Origin of the sequence: Duganella sp. Root336D2, from assembly GCF_001425005.1 — a bacterium.
Lineage (GTDB): Bacteria > Pseudomonadota > Gammaproteobacteria > Burkholderiales > Burkholderiaceae_D > Rugamonas.
Map to the genome: position 1 here is coordinate 1 of NZ_LMDB01000001.1, position 16,752 is coordinate 16,752.

Genomic DNA, 16,752 nt, shown 5'->3' on the forward strand with positions numbered 1-16,752 from the left:
TGTTTCAGATCTTGCTGTAGGGAACTATAATCATGCAATTGCCGTGTGGCAAGCAGAATTTTTAAAACTTTTTTTGAATGTCGCAATTAAGTCTGGAATTAAAGAAACTTTAGTTAATTCAAGGACTTGGGTTATTTCCTATAGTCACTTTTACTTTCGAAGTCTCAATAATGAAATTAAATAAAAAAAACCCGGCCGAAGCCGGGCTGTAACAGGGTATTTAGTAATTAGCGGGTCACTTGTACAGTGGTGGTGGAGGTGTTGCCRGCGGCATCCTTGGCCACAGCCTGGACAGTGTGGTTGCCGGCAGCGATCTTGCGGGTGTTCCAGCTGTAGGACAGGGAGGAACCGGCGCCGGATGCTTKMAGCTGGCCGTCGATGTAGACACTCATGTTGATGCCGGCCGAGCCGCTGTTRTCGGAGGCGTTCACGGTGACGTTCACAGTGCCGGACACCGAACCGGAGGTCGGGTTGGCGATGGTGACCACTGGAGCGGTGGTGTCAGCCACCGGTGCGNTCGGAGGCGTTCACGGTGACGTTCACAGTGCCGGACACCGAACCGGAGGTCGGGTTGGCGATGGTGACCACTGGAGCGGTGGTGTCAGCCACCGGTGCGGCCACGGTGTTGGCGACGTTCACCGACACGGTGCTGGAGCTGGCCACGTTGCCTGCAGCGTCATAAGCGATGGCTACCAGGCTGYTCATGCCGTTGGCCACGCCTTTCGAATCCCAGCTGAAGCTGTAAGGSCCGGTGACGTCGGARGCGACCACGGTRCCGTTGACTTTCAGGTCGACCCGGCTGACAGCGACGTTGTCGGTWGCGTTCACGTTGACGGCGACCAGGCCGGAAACGGTGCTGCTGCTGACCAGGTTGGTGATSGCCACGGTCGGTGCGCTGGTGTCGGCTGCCGGGGCGGCCGGGGTAGCCTTGGCGGCGGCCACGGCGGCTGCCGCGTTGACACGGCCGTAGCCGAAGTAGATGTCACGGCCGGCGGCGCCGAGGTCGGTCGCGGTGCTGAACAGGATGCTCTGCACCTGGGCGCCGGTCAGTGCCGGGTTGGCCGCCATCACCAGTGCGCCGACTGCCGCGGCGACCGGGCTGGAGAACGAGGTGCCGGCCTGCATGCGGTAGCCGCCGCCACGGGTGGTGGTGTTGATGTTGGTGCCTGGAGCCGACAGCTGTACGAAGGAGCCGTAGCTGGAGAAGCTGGCCTTGGCGTCGTTGCCATCGGTGGCGGCGACGGCGATCATGGAATCGGTCGGGGTGAAGCCTTCGTTGATGTTGCTGTTGCCGGCGCCGACGAACACCAGGCCGTTCTTGCTCTTCATGTAGTTCGAGGCGCTGATCACGGCCGAGCTGCTTGGCAGGTAGGCGTAGCTGGCGTTGGCGATGCGGGCGCCGTGGTCGGCAGCGTAGGTGATGCCGGCGGCGATGGCCGAGTAGGAACCCTGGCAGGCGCCGGTGGACGTCAGGTAGCCGGTGCGGATCGGCATGATCTTGGCTTTGCCGGCGACGCCAGGCACGCCCAGGGCGTTATTGGTTGCCGCGGCGGCGGTGCCGGCAACTTCGGTGCCGTGGCCGCAAACGTCGGCGGAGTTGCTGTTGTTGTCGTAGGTGTTATAGCCAGGCACGATGTTAGCGGCCAGGTCAGGGTGGGTCGATTCGACGCCCGAGTCGACGATGGCGATGGTGACGCCTTCGCCCCAGCTGCTGTCCCAGGCGGTGCTGGCGCCGATCTTGCCGATGTACCAGGCGCTGCCCATGTATGGATCGTTGGCGGTGGCAGCGATATCGACCAGCTTGTCGAGCTCGGCGAACTTGAAGTGCGGGTTGTTCTTCAGCTTGTTGGCGATGGCTTTTTCGGAGCCGTGCGCCACGTCGATCACGTGGATGTTGCTCTGGCCCAGCTTGCGGGCGCTGCCGGCACCGTTAGCCTTCAGGATCTTGGAGAATTCCGCCACGGTCAGGCCGGCTTTCGGTTCCACAATGATGCGGCCCTTGATGAAGTCTTCGTTTTGAGCGGCGAAGGCTGGTGCAGCCAGGGTAGCGACAGCGGTAGCGATTGCGGCGGCGATGGTGGTGATGGTTTTCATGGTGCGAGTCCCTGTTTCAAAAAATAAAAACGAGGACTGCCCGCCGGTCTATAAGCCGGTAGAAGACTGCATCACAACCCGCACAGGCATATGAGCGCCCATGTTGAGGGGATACTTTTGTCTGGCAGTCCTGCCGTCATGGAGCCGAAGCTCTTTAGACCGATGACTTTGCGTCCCACCGTTTCCAGTGGTTTGCCCTGTTTCAGATCTTGCTGTAGGGAACTATAATCATGCAATTGCCGTGTGGCAAGCAGAATTTTTAAAACTTTTTTTGAATGTCGCAATTAAGTCTGGAATNTGTTTCAGATCTTGCTGTAGGGAACTATAATCATGCAATTGCCGTGTGGCAAGCAGAATTTTTAAAACTTTTTTTGAATGTCGCAATTAAGTCTGGAATCAAAGAAACTTTAGTTAATTCAATGACTTGATATATTTCTTTTGGTTACTTCTACTTTCGTAGTCACAATAATGTTTTTAAATTAAAAAGCCCGGCCTAAACCGGGCTGTATCAAGGCAATTAGAATGATTGCATTAGCGCGACGCGCTATTGGCGACGTTCACCTGCACCGTGCTGGAATTGCCTGCGTTCCCAGCGGCATCGTAGGCCACTGCGGCCAGGCTGTTGATGCCGTTGGCGACGCCGCTGGAATTCCAGCTGAAGCCAAATGGAACGGACGTATCGGAAGCAACGACAATTCCGTTCACCTTCAGGTCGACGCGCGTCACGGCCCGGTTGTCGGATGCATTCACGTCGATCGCTACCAGGCCGGAAACTGTACTGTTCCCGCTGGGGCTTGTCATGGCAACAGCCGGCGCTACGTTATCAGGCAGAGGCGCAGCCATAGCGGCTGCTACCGCGCCGGCAGCATTGACCCGGCCGTAGCCAAAGTAGATATCGCGTCCGGCGGTCCCCAGGTCGACTGCGGTATTGAACAGGATGTCCTGTACCTGGTCGGCGGTCAGTGACGGATTGGCGGCCATCACCAATGCGCCGACGGCTGCCGCAATCGGACTTGAAAAGGATGTGCCATTCACGCCACCGTAGCCGCCGCCTTTCACCGTGGTGTAGATACCGGAACCCGGCGCGGACAAAGCGACGAAGGCGCCGTAGCTCGAGAAACTGGCGCGTGTGTCATTCGAGGCGGTAGCCGAGACCGGGATCATCGCGGTGGTGGGGGTAAAGCCTTCATCACGGTTGTAGTTTCCGGCCGAAACGAACAGTAGGCCGCCTTTGCTGCGCAAGTAATTCGCCGCGCTTTGCACCGCAGAACTGGCTGGCACGCTGGCGTAACTGATGTTGGCTATCCTGGCGCCATGATCCGCCGCCCAGGTCAGGCCGCTCGCCATGGTTGAGAAATAGGCATAACAGGAGCCCGAACTCAGGAAAGCGATTCGAATCGGCATGATCTTGGCTTTGCCGGCCACACCCGCCACACCGAGGGCATTATTGGTCACCGCAGCGGCCGAGCCTGCGACCTTGGTGCCATGGCCGCAGACATCCGCCGTATTGGTGTTGTTGTCGTAGCTGTTGTAACCAGCCACAATATTGCCCGCCAAGTCTGCGTGGGCCGAATCGACGCCCGAGTCCAGGATCGCGATGGTGACGCCGGCCCCCTGGGAAGTATCCCAGGCCGTATTCGCTGCAATTTTGTTGATATGCCACTCGCTGCCGAGATAGGGATCATTGGCGGTGGCCGCAACCGGAACCATCTGGTCCAGTTCCGCGAATTTGAAATGCGGGTTGTTCTTCAATCTGCTGACCATGGCCCGTTCGGAGCCCTTGCTGACTTCCAGCACGTGAATATTGCTTTGCCCGAGCCTGCGGGATTGATTACCGCCGTGCTGTTTCATGAGCTTCGACATTTCGTCAATTGCCAGGCCGGCACGCGGCTCGACAAGGATGCGGCCAAGGGCAAATGCTTCGGGCGGTGCGGCGCTGCTGGAGGCGGTATAACTTGCAAACGCAAGGGCGATTACCGAGGAAAGCGAGAGAATTGATTTCATGGTGCGAGTCCCTGTCTTTAATAGATTAAAAAACGAGAACTACCCCGCGAGATATTATTCGGCCGATTAATGGAAGGCAAGCGGATTTATGCGAATGTTTGTGTTGGTAATATCCTTGGGCAATATGTTTTATATAATTCAGAACGAATTTCCCGACTCGAAACGTACGATCGTTCGATTGCTGGGTTATAGTAGCTGCTCGGCACCACCATCACACCAAGAAAGAAGAGACATTCCATGAGCGCAGATTACGCAGTCCACGGTTCCATTGCTGTCATTTCGTTCAACAACCCGCCAGTCAACGGCCTCGGGCTGGCGACGCGGACTGCCGCTATCGAAGGCATCCGGCGGGCGCAAGAGGACGATGCGGTAAAAGCCGTTGTGCTGACCGGTGCGGGCAAAGCGTTTTCCGGCGGCGCCGATATCAAGGAATTCAATTCGCCCAAAGCGCTGACCGAGCCGACTTTGCACAGCCTGATCCGCGCGGTGGAGGGTTGCAGCAAGCCGGTGGTGGCAGCGATCCATTCCGTTGCCATGGGCGGTGGCCTGGAATTGGCACTTGGCTGCCATTACCGCGTAGCGTTGCCTGGTGCCCAGATCGCCTTGCCGGAAGTGAAACTGGGTTTGCTGCCGGGGGCTGGCGGGACGCAGCGGTTGCCGCGCGTGCTTGGCCTGGAGATGGCGCTGAACATGATTGTGTCCGGCACGCCGGTGCTGTCCGAAAAGCTGGCGGGTACCGCACTGTTCGACAAACTGCTGCCTGCCGGGGCTGACCTGCTGGCCGAGGCCAAGGCCTTTGCGGAAAGCGTCGCCGGCCAGCGTCCGCTGCCGAAAGTGCGCGACCGCAAGGTCGACTATCCCAATCATGAAGCTTTCCTGCAATTCAGCCGCAATACCGTCAAAGCGGTGGCCGGCCCATTCCCGGCACCGATCGAATGCCTGGAAACCGTGGCGGCATCCGTCACCATGGAGTTTGAAGCCGGCCTGAAATTCGAGCGCGAACGCTTCCTGCACCTGATGCAAACCACCGAATGCAAATCACTGCGCCATGCCTTTGTGTCAGAGCGCGCCGCGGGCAAGATTCCCGATGTGCCGCCCGATACCCCGGTGCGCGAGATCCGCAAGGCCGCCGTGATCGGCGCAGGCACCATGGGGGGCGGTATTGCAATGAATTTTGCCAACGCCGGCATTCCGGTTGTGCTGCTGGAAACCCGGCAGGAAGCGCTGGACAAAGGCCTTGCCACGATCCGCAAGAATTATGAAAACACCCTGAAAAAGGGCAAATTAACGCAGGACAAATTCGACCAGCGTGTGGCCTTGATCGGCGGCACCCTGGATTACGCCGCCATCGCCGACGCCGATATTGTCATCGAAGCAGTATTCGAGGAGATGGGCGTCAAGGAAACCGTATTCCGTCAGCTGGACGAGGTAATGAAACCGGGTGCCATCCTGGCTTCGAATACTTCCACGCTGGACCTGGACCAGATCGCGGCATTCACCAGCCGTCCGCAAGACGTGGTCGGCACACATTTCTTCAGCCCGGCCAATGTCATGAAGCTGCTGGAAGTGGTGCGTGGCAAGGCGACCGGCAAGGATGTGCTGGCCACCACCATGGCGCTGTCGAAAAAGCTGAAGAAAACCGGCGTGGTTTCCGGTGTCTGCGATGGCTTTATCGGCAATCGAATGATCGAGCAATACTTCCGCCAGGCTGGTTTCCTGCTGGAAGAGGGCGCTTTGCCGGAGCAGGTGGACAAGGCGATCGAGAAATTTGGCTTCCCGATGGGGCCGTTCCGCATGAGCGACCTGGCCGGCAATGATATCGGCTGGTACATCCGCAAACGCCGCTATATCGAAAAGCCGGAAGTCGTGTATTCGAAGACTGCCGACTTGCTGTGCGAGATGGGGCGCTTTGGCCAGAAAACCAGCGGCGGCTGGTACGACTACAAGGAAGGCGACCGTAAGGCTTACCCAAGCGCGGAAGTCAACCAGATGATCGTCAAGCATTCGGCCGATATCGGCGTTGTACGCCGCCATGTCAGCGAGCAGGAAATTGTCGAGCGCCTGGTTTATGCCCTGGTGAATGAAGGCGCGCTCATCCTGGAAGAGGGGATCGCCTTGCGCGCCTCCGACATCGACATGGTCTACCTGACCGGGTACGGCTTCCCGCTCTACCGCGGCGGCCCGATGTTCTATGCCGACACGGTGGGGCTGGCTAACGTAGTGGGCGCTATTGAGAAATTTGCCAGGGGCCGCCATGGCGAAGCCTGGAAACCGGCCGCGCTGCTGCTCAAACTGGCCGCCGAAGGCAAAGGTTTCAATAGTAATTAAGTAATATGCTTGCGCATGCGCAACAGCGGTACCGAGACGTTGCCGGGCAGCGCAAGCGCGAACTCTTCCACCGGCTTAAAACCGCAGGCAATGTACAACGGCACGCCCGGCATGGTGGCTGCAAGTTCCATGGCATGGAAACCGGCGGCGGCTGCCTGGTGTTCGCAATGCTCCATCAGCATGCGGCCCAGCCCCTGGCGCGGCACCGTGGGATCGACAAAGAATGCCCGGATCCGGGCTGGCTGGGTGGCCGGATCCAGCAAGGGGTCCGGGCCGGATTTGTGCTGGTCGCCGCCGAACAGCGTGGCCCGCTTGCTCCAGCCGCCGCAGGCCCGCAGCTCGCCATCGCGTACGATGAGGAAATACGTGCCGTCATCCACCAGCTGCGTGTCGACCCCGAATACATGGCGCGTCACCGCGGCGGCCTGTTCGTCCGAATAGAAACCCTTGCTGAGCTCGATTCCTGAGCGCCGGATCAGGGCCTTCATGGCCGGGATATCGGCTGTTGTGGCAGCGCGCAGTGTGGCTGGATTTGTCATTCGGAAATGCTATCATAGGGTGGCACCCAGGGAGAAACCATGCGCAAATTCGCTGCTGCTATCTTCGCCTTGCTTTGCTGCCTGCCGGCGGCCGCCCGCGACCTGCTGGTGATCGGTACCCATTTCGAACGCGTGTACGAGCGTGGCCAGGAGGGCGAGATTGTTGGCTTCGGCCCGGAAGTGGTGCGCCTCATCGCCCAGCGCCTGGGGCACCGGGCCATCTTTGAACTCTACCCCTGGGCGCGTGCCCAGGCGCTTGTCGCGCAGGGCAAGGCTGATATCCTGGTCGGCCCCTACAAGACTTTCGAGCGCCAGCAGCTCATGTCGTTTTCACGACTGCCGTTCTACCAGGACCAGATGGTGTTCTACGTGCGCAGGGGCGCGATGCAGGATTGGGACGGGGACTATGCCTCCTTGTCGGAGCAGCGCATCGCGATCGTTAACGGCTGGTCGTATGGGACGGCCTTCGACAAGGCGCGGCCGCAATTACGGCTCGACGTGGTGAACAGCGTCGACAGCGGCCTGAAAATGCTGGCGGCGCAGCATGCGCATATGTTTGCCAGTAACCGCCGTAACACCGAGCCGGTGCTGGGGCGAATGGGACTGTCCGGCCAGCTGTCCATGCTGCCGCGGGTGATCGAGGTGCAGGACGGCTATTTCGCGTTCCCGAAACGCCCCGCGTCCGACGCGCTGCGCAAGGAATTCGATGCGGAATTCCAGCGCCTGGTCGATAGCGGAGAGCTGAAGCGCCTCGGCGTGCGGCACGAAGTGACTGTGCCTTAGCGGCGTTCCGGCGTGAGTACGGTCGGCAGCGCTTTCGGCAGCGTGGCCGGATAGTCGCGACTGAAATGCAGGCCGCGGCTCTCGCGCCGATGCAGGGCGCTGTTGACGATCAGCGAAGCCACTTCCACCAGGTTGCGCAACTCCAGCAGGTCGCTGGTAATGCGGAAATGGCGGTAATACTCGTCGATCTCCTCTTTCAGCAGGGCGATGCGGTGCTGGGCGCGCTCCAGGCGCTTGGTGGTGCGGACGATGCCCACGTAATTCCACATGAAGCGGCGCAGTTCGTCCCAATTGTGGGCGATCACCACTTCTTCATCGGCGTCGGTAACGCGGCTCTCATCCCAATCCGGCAGGTAGGGCGTGCTTTCCTTGTCCTGGGCGAGGATGTCCTGGGCGCAGGCGCGGCCAATGACCACGCATTCGAGCAGGGAATTGCTGGCCAGGCGGTTGGCGCCATGCAGGCCGGTGCAGGCCGTTTCGCCCACGGCATACAGGCCCGGCAAGTCGGTGCGGCCGAACAGGTCGGTTACCACGCCGCCGCAGGTGTAATGCGCTGCGGGCACGATAGGAATCGCCTGCCTGGTGATGTCGATGCCCAGTTCCAGGCAGCGTGCGTAAATGGTCGGGAAGTGTTCGATCAGGAACTCGGCCGGCTTATGGCTGATGTCCAGGTGCACATAATCCAGGCCGCGCTTCTTGATTTCGAAGTCGATGGCACGCGCCACCACGTCGCGCGGCGCCAGTTCGGCGCGTTCGTCGTGAGCCAGCATGAAGCGCTGGCCGGCGGCGGCGCCGGCTTCCGGCGGCAGTTTCAACAGGCCGCCTTCGCCGCGAATTGCTTCCGTGATCAGGAAGGACTTTGCGTAAGGGTGGTACAGGCAGGTCGGGTGGAACTGGATGAATTCCATGTTCGACACGCGGCACCCGGCGCGCCACGCCATGGCGATGCCGTCGCCGCTGGCCGTGTCGGGGTTGGTGGTGTACAGGTAAACCTTGCCGGCGCCACCGGTTGCCATCACGGTATGCTCGGCGGTGACGGTGTGCACCTGGCCGGTGGTGACGTCCTGCACGTACAGCCCGTGGCAGCGCGGCTGCCCGTTGGCAGGGCGCGGTCCCAGCTTGTCGGTGGTGATCAGGTCGATCGCGCAATGCTGCTCGAACAGGCTGATATTCGGATGGGCGCGCACCTTTTCTTCCAGCGTGACCTGCACGGCATGGCCGGTGGCATCGGCAGCATGGATGATGCGGCGCTGGCTATGGCCGCCTTCGCGCGTCAGGTGGAAGCCGAGTTCCGCATTCTCGTCGCGGGTGAACGGTACACCGAGGCCAATCAGCCATTCGATGGCTTCGCGCCCGTGTTCGACGATGAAGCGGGTGGCGCCCTCGTCGCACAATCCGCCGCCGGCCACCAGCGTGTCGGCGATGTGCTGCTCATGGCTGTCGCCTGAATCGAGCACGGCGGCGATACCGCCCTGGGCCCAGTTGCTGGCGCCATCGAGCAGGGCGCGTTTGGAGATGATGGCGACTTTGCGGCTTTCCGCCAGGTGGAGTGCAACAGAGAGGCCGGCCAGGCCGCTGCCAACAATCACGACATCGAATTTCATGGTGTTTCGGGCTTATTTTTAGCGTAATAAGCAACAATATAAACTATTTGCCGTTGCGCTGCCTCAAAAGCCCCACTGGCGGCATGCTGCATCATGGGCTCATGACCAAGAAAAAGCTGCTCGTGGTGGAGGATGACCTGGGCCTGCAGAAGCAGTTGCGCTGGGCTCTGGACGCGTATGAGGTGGTCTTTGCGGGCAACCGCGATGCCGCCCTGGGTCAATTGCGCCGGCACCAGCCGGCAGTGGTGACGATGGACCTCGGCCTGCCGCCGGAGCCGGACAGTGCAAGCGAAGGTTTGCTTTTGCTGCAGCAGATGCTGGCCATTGCTGCCGACACCAAGGTAATCGTCCTGTCCGGCAACCAGGACCGCGAAAACGTGCTGAAGGCAATGGCGCTCGGCGCCTATGATTTCCACCAGAAGCCCTTGGACGGCGCCATGCTGTGCCTGATGGCGGAGCGTGCCTTCTTCCTGCACTCGGTCCAGCAGGAAAACCGGCGCATGCTGCAAACCGAGGCCGATTCGCCCCTGGCGGGGCTGGTGACACGCGATCCCGGCATGCTGCGCGTGTGCCGGAGCATAGAAAAAGTCGCCCCCAGTTCCGCAACCGTGATGCTGATGGGAGCCTCCGGCTGCGGCAAGGAAGTCCTGGCGCGCGGCCTGCATCAACTTAGCACCCGGCACGACCGGCGCATGGTGGCCATCAATTGTGCTGCGATACCCGAGCACCTGCTGGAGAGCGAGCTGTTTGGGTACGAGAAGGGCGCTTTCACCGGCGCGGAGCGCCAAACGCTGGGCAAGATCGAACTGGCAGCAGGGGGCACTTTTTTCCTTGATGAAATCGGCGACATGGCCTTGCCGCTGCAGGCGAAGATGCTGCGCTTCCTTCAGGAGCGCGTGATCGAGCGCCTCGGCGGGCGCAGCGAGATCGCGGTTGACGTGCGCATCGTCTGTGCTACGCACCGCAACCTGAAGGTGATGGTGGACGAGGGGCGCTTCCGCGAAGACCTCTTTTACCGGCTGACTGAAATCGTACTGGTGGTGCCGCCGCTGCGCGAACGGATCGGCGATGCGGTCTTGCTGGCGCAGCACTTCCGGCATCGTTTCCTGCAGTCGGAAGGGTGCCCAGCATGGCCATTCCATCCGGATGCGCTGGCCGCCATTGAAGCTTACGGCTGGCCCGGCAATGTGCGCGAGATCGAAAATTGTATCAAGCGTGCCGTAATCATGAGCGAAGGGCCGCATATCTCGCTGGAGGACCTGGGTTTGCCTGCCGGTGCGCCCCAGGCCGAGAACATCGACCTGCGCGATGCGCGCAATGCGGCCGAGTACCGGGTGATGGTCAAGGCGCTGGCAAGAACGGGAGGAAATATTGCGCGTGCTTCCGAATTGCTCGGTGTCAGCCGCCCCACCTTGTACGACTTAATGAGCCACCACGGCATCAAGTGAGTCGGGTTCGCGCCATTCGCGCGCTGCCTTCAATTGCTGCCGCAGTCCGGGCAGCGGGAATCCGAGTCCATAGGCTTTGTGCGCGGCGTCCAGCGCCGCCGGCCAATCTTTCCGGCGCACGTGGGCCAATCCCAGGTTATACCAGGCCGCAGCGTCGCCGGGTTGGATGTCCAGCGCGGCCCGCAACTGCCCTATGGCATCGGCATCGCGCTTCAGCGACAGCAGGTAGGCCCCAAACAAGGCCCGGGCGGCGCCGTCGCTGGGAACGAATGCGATGGCGCGCGTGAAATAGCACTCCACTGTATGGTGTGCACCGGGCACCTGGACTTTCTTTGCGCGCAATCCCAGCCGGGCCATCGCGGCCAGGGCGCGGGGATGGTTGGGGAAGTGCTCCAGCGTGTAGGCGATATCGCCGCCCAAGGTGCCTGACATCCCGCGCAGCAGCGCCTCCACCTGCGGGCCGAAATGGAAGGCTTCCACCACGGCCAGCCCTTTGGCATCTTCGCCGTTGTAGTAGTCGCCGCCGGTGCTGCCTTTGCTGAAAGGAGGACAGTCTGCTGCGAGCGCTGCGAGCAGCATCAGGTAGGCTGGCATGGGTGTCCTCCAGGTTCGAGCGCGCGGGTGTCGAAAACAAGTTGCGGCCGCGAGCCGGGGCCGGCGGAGAGGTGGATGAATGGCCGCCGGCCTGCAAACATCAGCTGCCAGCGCCCCAGGGCGATGAAGGTTGCACTGCCAAGGTGGACAGTGCCGATACGCCGGTGCGCCCGCAGCGAGCCGGGATTGAAGGCGGAAATCCGGCTGCAGGTCCATTGCACTCCGCGCGCGCGCATGCGCCGGTGCGCCTCATCCCAGATTCGGCAAAAGGTCATGCCCAGGCGCATATGCGGCTGCACGAAGACGTCGTAGTCCCAGCAAGAATCCGGCGCAGGCAGGAAGTAGCGCGCGCGCACCTCATCTTCCTCATAGGCGCCGAACTGGTACCACAAGGTTGCGGCGAGTTCCCTGCCTTTCCAGGCCGCGATGCTGCAGCCGCCCTGGCGCAGGCGCGCCGCAACCACTTCGCGCGGCCTCGGATAGTCCGGCGGCAATTCGGCCAGGCTTGCAACAGACGATATAACGATCTTGCCGGGAGCGGAGCGCATGGCTGCCGGCGCCACGCGCTGCGCAACGAAATGGTAGCGCCACAGCTGCAGCCCAAGGAGGCGCAATGCCCGCGCAAGGGCGTACCAGGCCGTATTGCCGGGGCCGAGTTCCGAGATAGTGTGCAAAAGGTGGGTGGCCATGCAGTCATTACAGCAAAGCTTTGCGCGAGCTCTTTGAGCTAACGCAAGCGCGTTCTCCGTCGCCTTGCATAGACTGGCATTTCCGGGGAGGGATCATCATGCTCACTGTGCTGATGGCTACGTTCAATGGGGTGCGTACTTTACCTAAAGTGCTCGATGCCTACACGCAGTTGCATAGCCCGGAGGAGGGCTGGCGCCTGCTGGTCGTGGATAATGGCAGCGACGATGGCACGCGCGAATTGCTGATGTCCTACGCCAGCCGCCTGCCGCTGCACTATGCCTACGAACCGCGGCGTGGCAAGAACGCGGCGTTGAACCGTGGCCTGGCGGTGGCGATGAAAGGGCCCGAGACGCGCCTGTTTGTCTTCACCGACGACGACGCCACGCCTGAGCGCGACTGGCTGGTGCGCTACGCCGACGCAGCAAACGAACGGCAGGGTTTCGCGATTTTCGGTGGCAGCATCGTGCCCGATTGGAGCGAGATGCCGCCGGAATGGCTGCTGCGGCTGGTTCCCTGCGGCCTGACGTATGGCCTGACCGACCCCAAGCTGCCGGAAGGCCCTGTCTATCCGGGGCTTGTGTGGGGCGCCAATATGGCGGTGCGCGGCGAGGTCTTCCGCCACGGCTACCGCTTCGACGAGTCGATCGGGCCGGCCGCAGGCGAATATGCGATGGGAGGCGAAGTCAGTTTTACCCGCCTGCTGGAGGGCGCCGGATTCCAGTCCTGGTTCTGCCCTGCGGCGCGTGTTGCGCACCATATACGCCCGGTGCAGCTGACGCCCGACTGGGTCATGGCGCGCGCCCGGCGCTATGGCCGCGGTGCCTGCCGGCTGACCAAGGCGGGCCAGTTTCCCGAGCTGTTTGGCGCACCGCGCTGGATGCTGCGCAAGTACATGGAAGAACTGGGCGGCCTGGCTACAGCCATGCTGCTGCGCCAGCCGGAACGGATCTTCCAGCGGCGCTGGGAACTGGCCTACCTTGGCGGCTACATTGCAGAAGCGGCAGCGGCCATCAAACGCCCGGCCAGCCGCCGCATCGTGCTGACCAGCTTTTCGGGCGAGTTGGGCGGCATGGAGCTGCGCATGCTCGACGAAGCCCGCTTCCTCAAGGGTGTCGGCTATGAGTGCGTGTTGGCGCCGCCGCGCTTTGTCGGCGATGAGCGCTGGCGCCAGTCGGCGCAGGATGAATGCGTCGAAATAGCCGATCTGAAGGTGCCGCCGATGCTGGAAGAATGGCCCTGGCGCCACCTCAACCGCTTGCGCGCGATGGCCTTCAGCGCGCCGGCATTGCGCAAGCTGCGCCCCGACCTGGTACATGTGGCATTCTGCTGGACGACTTATGGCGCCAGCGCTTTATGGCTTGCGCAGCATTGCGGCGTACCGGCCGTGATCAGCGTCCACAACGCGTTCCCGCATACCGAGTTCAATGAATGGCAGCGTGGCCAGCTGCAGCGTGCCATGTCGGGAGTACGAGGCGTGTACGCAGTATCGGATTCTGCGATGAATCACTTCCTGGCGCTGTATCGCCATTGGCTGCCCGCTGGCGCGCGGCTGGCGGTGATACCGAACTGCGTCGATATGCGGCGCTTCCAGGCCTCGCCGCGGCGGCGCGCCGCTGCACGGCGCCAGTGGGGCATTGCCGACAATGACGAGGTGATCGGCAGCGTCGGCCGCCTGTCGGGGCAGAAACGCCCGGAGGAACTGCTGGCGATCTTTGCCAGCCTGGCCCAGACGCGGCCGCGCTTGAAGCTCATGCTGGTCGGGACCGGCCCGCTGGAATCGACGCTGCGCGAGACGGTGCGCCGCCAGCGCCTGACGCGGCGCGTCATCTTTACCGGCTTCCAGGCCAAGGTTGAATCCATCATCCCCGCCATGGACCTCCATTTGCTGGTCAGCCTGCGCGAAGGTTTCGGCATTGCGACGATCGAGGCAATGGCGTGCGGCGTGCCGGTCCTGGCTACACGGGTGCCCGGCAGCGCAGATATCCTCGAGGGCAGCGCAGGCGGCTTGCTGCTCGCTCCGGGCGACATCGACAATGCGGTCCTGACGATCGACGCATTGCTGGACGATCCTGAACGCCGCGCCGAGATGGGGCGCCAGGGCAGGGCGGAAGCAGAGGCGCGGTATGCGGTCCCGGTTATCAGCGCGCAAGTGGAGGCCTTCTATGACGGGCTGACGTGAAATGCGCGGCATGGCGCGCAACTTTGCCTTCGGCTTTGCCGAAAAGTACCTGCAGGCCGCATTGGCCCTGGCATCTTCCATCATTCTCGCGCGGCTTCTGTCCCCTTCGGAGATCGGCGTCTATTCGATCGCAGCGGTGCTGACCGGGCTGGCCCAGGTGTTCCGCGACCTGGGGACCGGTCAGTTATTAATTGCACGGCGTGATCTGTCGAGAGCAGAACAGCGCGCCTTACTGACCATATCGATTGCCATGGGATGGGGCCTCGCCCTGCTGGTGGCCGCCTCGGCCGACGCACTTGCGCACTTCTATCGGCAACCGCAACTGGCGCAAGTGCTGCACATCCTGGCCCTCAACTTCGTCCTGGTGCCGTTTTCGTCCCAGGTAACGGCACTGCTGCGCCGTGAGATGCGCGCGGGCGCGCTGTTAAGGGTGTCTGCGAGCTACAACGCGACGCAGTTTGTAGCTACCATCGCGTTGGCCAGCAACGGATCAGGACCCTGCGCCCTGGCGTGGGGCAGTTTTGCGGCGACGCTGGCAGGCTTTCTGGCGGGGCTCTTCCAGCAGCCTGCCGGTATGGCATGGCGTCCCGGTTTGCATGGCATCTGCGCTCTGGTCCGGCCCGGCGGGCTTGCCGTGACGTCGAACGCAATCGACGAGGTCGGCGTCGTGGCGCCCGACCTCGTCGCCGGCAAACTGCTCGGGGTGCAGGAGGTGGCCTTGCTCGGCAAGGCGCAATCGGTGCTTTCGCTGTTCAACCAGGCCGTCACCAGTGCGGTCTCACCCGTGGTCTTCCCGCTTTTCGCGAAGCAGGCACGCGAAGGCGGTGATCCGTTGCAGGCATACATCGCGGCGGCTGCGTGCATCACTGCCTTGTCCTGGCCCTTCTTCCTGTTTGCCGGCCTGTTCGCAGGGCCACTCGTGTCGCTGTTGTACGGCCAGCAGTGGCAAGGCTGCGTACCTTTGATACGGATCATGTGTGGCGCCGCTGCGCTGTATAGCATGTTCAATATGGCGCGCTATCTGTTGCTGGCCACCGGTCATATCGGAGAGCAAGCGAGGATCGACGCCATCGCGGTAGCGGGGCGCTTGGCGATACTCGTTCCCGCTGGACTGGCGGGGCTGGAATGGCTGGCGGCGGCGGTTGCCCTCAGCCTCCTGTTACGCAGCTGGCTGGTGTTGCGATGCCTGCGCAAGCTATACGGACTGGAGCCCGCTGTCTTGCTGCGGGCATTGCGCAAGAGCGCCCTGGCTACGGGTGCTGCGCTCGCCCCGGCCATGCTGGTGCTGGCAGCGGCCCGCAACGAGGCGCCTGGAGTGCTGCATTTGCTCGCCGGCGGCGGCGCGGGAGCGCTTGGATGGGGACTGGCAATCTGGCTCCAGCAGCATCCTTTGGCCGGCTTCCTGCGTCGCACCGGCTGGCAACCATGAGGGGAGGGGTCATGCGCATCGGAATCCTGTCTTATCCCATGTTGTTCCAGCGTGAAGGCGGGCTGCAGGTCCAGGTGCGCGAGACCGTCGCGGCGCTGAACCACCTTGAGGCCTCGATGTCGGCGGAACTGGTCGACCCGGCGCGCCAGAGGTTGACCGACTTCGATTTGATCCATGTTTTCTCTGCATTTAACGGCAATTTCCGCGTAGTCGAATCCGCGGTCGAACTGGGTCTTCCGGTGGTGCTTTCGCCCCTGGTCTCGCCCACCTGGAGCCGCAATGCAGGCCTTCGCGCGCGGGTGGCGGACCGGCTGGCAGGGCGCATCTGCTCCTATAACCTGCAGACAAGCTACGCCCAGACCAAGCGCGCGCTGCAACTGGCGGACCTGGTGATCGCGTTGGGCGAAGCCGAACGGGAGGCGATCGTGAGCGGATTCCTGACCGATCGCTCGAAAATCCGTGTCTTCCCCAATGGCATCAGCCGCCAGTTCTTTACCGCAAAAGGCGAGCTGTTCCGCCATCGCACCGGTATTGTCGGCCCCTTCGTGCTGACCGTGGGCACGGTCTCGTCATATAAGAACCAGCTTGGCCTGTCCCAGGCGCTGGCAGGCAGCGAGCTGCCACTGGTGATGATCGGCCCGGTCGCCCGCGAGGAGCACGACTACCTGCAAAGCGTGCTGAAGTCGCCCTGGTCGCGCTGGCTTGGCGCACTGGACCATGAGGATCCCTTGCTGGCCAGTGCCTATGCTGCCGCCTCGGTGGTGGCCTTGCCCAGCCAGGGTGAGATCTTCCCCTTGTCGGTGCTCGAGGCACTGGCGGCGGGCACGCCGGTGGTCATGACACAGGACAGTGCGCTGCAGATTGACGGCTCGGATGGCATGCTGCGCAAGGTCGCATGGAACGACCAGGCCGGCCAACGGGAGGCGATTGTCAGCCTGGCTGCCCGGCCACCGCTACGCACCAGCGTGCAGTCGATGGTGGAGCAATTCACCTGGCAGCGTGTCGCCTCCCAGGTCGCAGCCTGCTACCGCGAACTGGTGCCGGCGGATACGGCCTGAAT

13 protein-coding genes, 1 pseudogene and 1 riboswitch are annotated in these 16,752 nt (G+C 62.2%); of the genes and pseudogenes, 7 read left to right on the forward strand and 7 right to left on the reverse strand.

Annotated features, from left to right (window positions below; all coding sequences use genetic code 11):
- Positions 1-184: hypothetical protein (locus ASD07_RS31520; RefSeq protein WP_229207003.1), on the forward strand; the 184-nt coding region annotated here is incomplete at its 5' end.
- 43 nt (positions 185-227) lie between these two features.
- Here ASD07_RS31520 and ASD07_RS00005 read toward each other — a convergent pair.
- The 3 genes and pseudogenes from ASD07_RS00005 to ASD07_RS00015 form a co-directional block, all read right to left on the reverse strand.
- The gene (locus ASD07_RS00005) at positions 228-509 is read right to left on the reverse strand and encodes an Ig-like domain-containing protein (RefSeq protein WP_055923372.1); all 282 of its coding nucleotides are present in this window, start codon (positions 507-509) and stop codon (positions 228-230) included.
- Between the two features lie 8 nt (positions 510-517).
- Positions 518-2,094 (reverse strand): annotated as a pseudogene (locus ASD07_RS31320) (S8 family serine peptidase); the annotation flags it as partial.
- Positions 2,095-2,214: 120 nt separating this feature from the next.
- A riboswitch (cyclic di-GMP riboswitch) is annotated at positions 2,215-2,301 on the reverse strand.
- A gap of 324 nt (positions 2,302-2,625) precedes the next feature.
- The gene (locus tag ASD07_RS00015) at positions 2,626-4,098 is read right to left on the reverse strand and encodes a S8 family serine peptidase (RefSeq protein WP_055923376.1); all 1,473 of its coding nucleotides are present in this window, start codon (positions 4,096-4,098) and stop codon (positions 2,626-2,628) included.
- 237 nt (positions 4,099-4,335) lie between these two features.
- Here ASD07_RS00015 and ASD07_RS00020 point away from each other — a divergent pair, with 237 nt between their 5' ends.
- Entirely contained in the window at positions 4,336-6,426 is a 2,091-nt protein-coding gene (locus ASD07_RS00020; RefSeq protein WP_055923378.1) for a 3-hydroxyacyl-CoA dehydrogenase NAD-binding domain-containing protein, read from the forward strand.
- Here the strand turns inward: ASD07_RS00020 and ASD07_RS00025 are convergent.
- Entirely contained in the window at positions 6,423-6,965 is a 543-nt protein-coding gene (locus ASD07_RS00025; RefSeq protein ID WP_055923380.1) for a GNAT family N-acetyltransferase, read from the reverse strand. The genes ASD07_RS00020 and ASD07_RS00025 overlap by 4 nt on opposite strands.
- 39 nt (positions 6,966-7,004) lie before the next feature.
- Here ASD07_RS00025 and ASD07_RS00030 point away from each other — a divergent pair, with 39 nt between their 5' ends.
- The gene (locus tag ASD07_RS00030) at positions 7,005-7,748 is read left to right on the forward strand and encodes an ABC transporter substrate-binding protein (RefSeq protein WP_055923382.1); all 744 of its coding nucleotides are present in this window, start codon (positions 7,005-7,007) and stop codon (positions 7,746-7,748) included.
- Here ASD07_RS00030 and nadB read toward each other — a convergent pair.
- Entirely contained in the window at positions 7,745-9,352 is a 1,608-nt protein-coding gene (gene nadB / locus ASD07_RS00035) for an L-aspartate oxidase (protein WP_055923385.1), read from the reverse strand. The two genes, ASD07_RS00030 and nadB, sit on opposite strands and share 4 nt — an antisense overlap.
- 101 nt (positions 9,353-9,453) lie before the next feature.
- Here nadB and prsR point away from each other — a divergent pair, with 101 nt between their 5' ends.
- Entirely contained in the window at positions 9,454-10,800 is a 1,347-nt protein-coding gene (gene prsR / locus ASD07_RS00040; protein ID WP_055923387.1) for a PEP-CTERM-box response regulator transcription factor, read from the forward strand.
- Here prsR and ASD07_RS00045 read toward each other — a convergent pair.
- Positions 10,774-11,394 (reverse strand): hypothetical protein, encoded by a 621-nt coding sequence (locus ASD07_RS00045; RefSeq protein ID WP_055923389.1) that lies wholly within the window; start codon positions 11,392-11,394, stop codon positions 10,774-10,776. The two genes, prsR and ASD07_RS00045, sit on opposite strands and share 27 nt — an antisense overlap.
- Positions 11,379-12,083, reverse strand: coding sequence for a hypothetical protein (locus ASD07_RS00050; protein WP_055923391.1), 705 nt, complete (start codon positions 12,081-12,083; stop codon positions 11,379-11,381). The genes ASD07_RS00045 and ASD07_RS00050 overlap by 16 nt, the downstream gene beginning before the upstream one ends.
- A 98-nt stretch (positions 12,084-12,181) precedes the next feature.
- Here ASD07_RS00050 and ASD07_RS00055 point away from each other — a divergent pair, with 98 nt between their 5' ends.
- From ASD07_RS00055 to ASD07_RS00065, 3 genes are read left to right on the forward strand one after another with little or no spacing between them, the layout of a single operon-like run.
- Complete coding sequence (locus tag ASD07_RS00055) at positions 12,182-14,263, forward strand: glycosyltransferase (RefSeq protein ID WP_229207004.1); 2,082 nt, start codon at positions 12,182-12,184, stop codon at positions 14,261-14,263.
- Positions 14,264-14,273: 10 nt separating this feature from the next.
- A complete protein-coding gene (locus ASD07_RS00060; protein ID WP_162246519.1) occupies positions 14,274-15,692 on the forward strand; it encodes an oligosaccharide flippase family protein in 1,419 nt (472 codons plus the stop codon).
- An 11-nt stretch (positions 15,693-15,703) separates the two neighbouring features.
- Positions 15,704-16,750, forward strand: coding sequence for a glycosyltransferase family 4 protein (locus ASD07_RS00065; protein ID WP_055923395.1), 1,047 nt, complete (start codon positions 15,704-15,706; stop codon positions 16,748-16,750).
- Positions 16,751-16,752 lie beyond the last annotated feature (2 nt).

Coding starts and splice junctions, on each gene's coding strand:
- ASD07_RS00015 (WP_055923376.1), bottom strand. CDS start 4,098: ATGAAATCAATTCTCTCGCTTTCCTCGGTAATCGCCCTTGCGTTTGCA.
- ASD07_RS00020 (WP_055923378.1), top strand. CDS start 4,336: ATGAGCGCAGATTACGCAGTCCACGGTTCCATTGCTGTCATTTCGTTC.
- ASD07_RS00025 (WP_055923380.1), bottom strand. CDS start 6,965: ATGACAAATCCAGCCACACTGCGCGCTGCCACAACAGCCGATATCCCG.
- ASD07_RS00030 (WP_055923382.1), top strand. CDS start 7,005: ATGCGCAAATTCGCTGCTGCTATCTTCGCCTTGCTTTGCTGCCTGCCG.
- nadB (WP_055923385.1), bottom strand. CDS start 9,352: ATGAAATTCGATGTCGTGATTGTTGGCAGCGGCCTGGCCGGCCTCTCT.
- prsR (WP_055923387.1), top strand. CDS start 9,454: ATGACCAAGAAAAAGCTGCTCGTGGTGGAGGATGACCTGGGCCTGCAG.
- ASD07_RS00045 (WP_055923389.1), bottom strand. CDS start 11,394: ATGCCAGCCTACCTGATGCTGCTCGCAGCGCTCGCAGCAGACTGTCCT.
- ASD07_RS00050 (WP_055923391.1), bottom strand. CDS start 12,083: ATGGCCACCCACCTTTTGCACACTATCTCGGAACTCGGCCCCGGCAAT.
- ASD07_RS00055 (WP_229207004.1), top strand. CDS start 12,182: ATGCTCACTGTGCTGATGGCTACGTTCAATGGGGTGCGTACTTTACCT.
- ASD07_RS00060 (WP_162246519.1), top strand. CDS start 14,274: ATGGCGCGCAACTTTGCCTTCGGCTTTGCCGAAAAGTACCTGCAGGCC.
- ASD07_RS00065 (WP_055923395.1), top strand. CDS start 15,704: ATGCGCATCGGAATCCTGTCTTATCCCATGTTGTTCCAGCGTGAAGGC.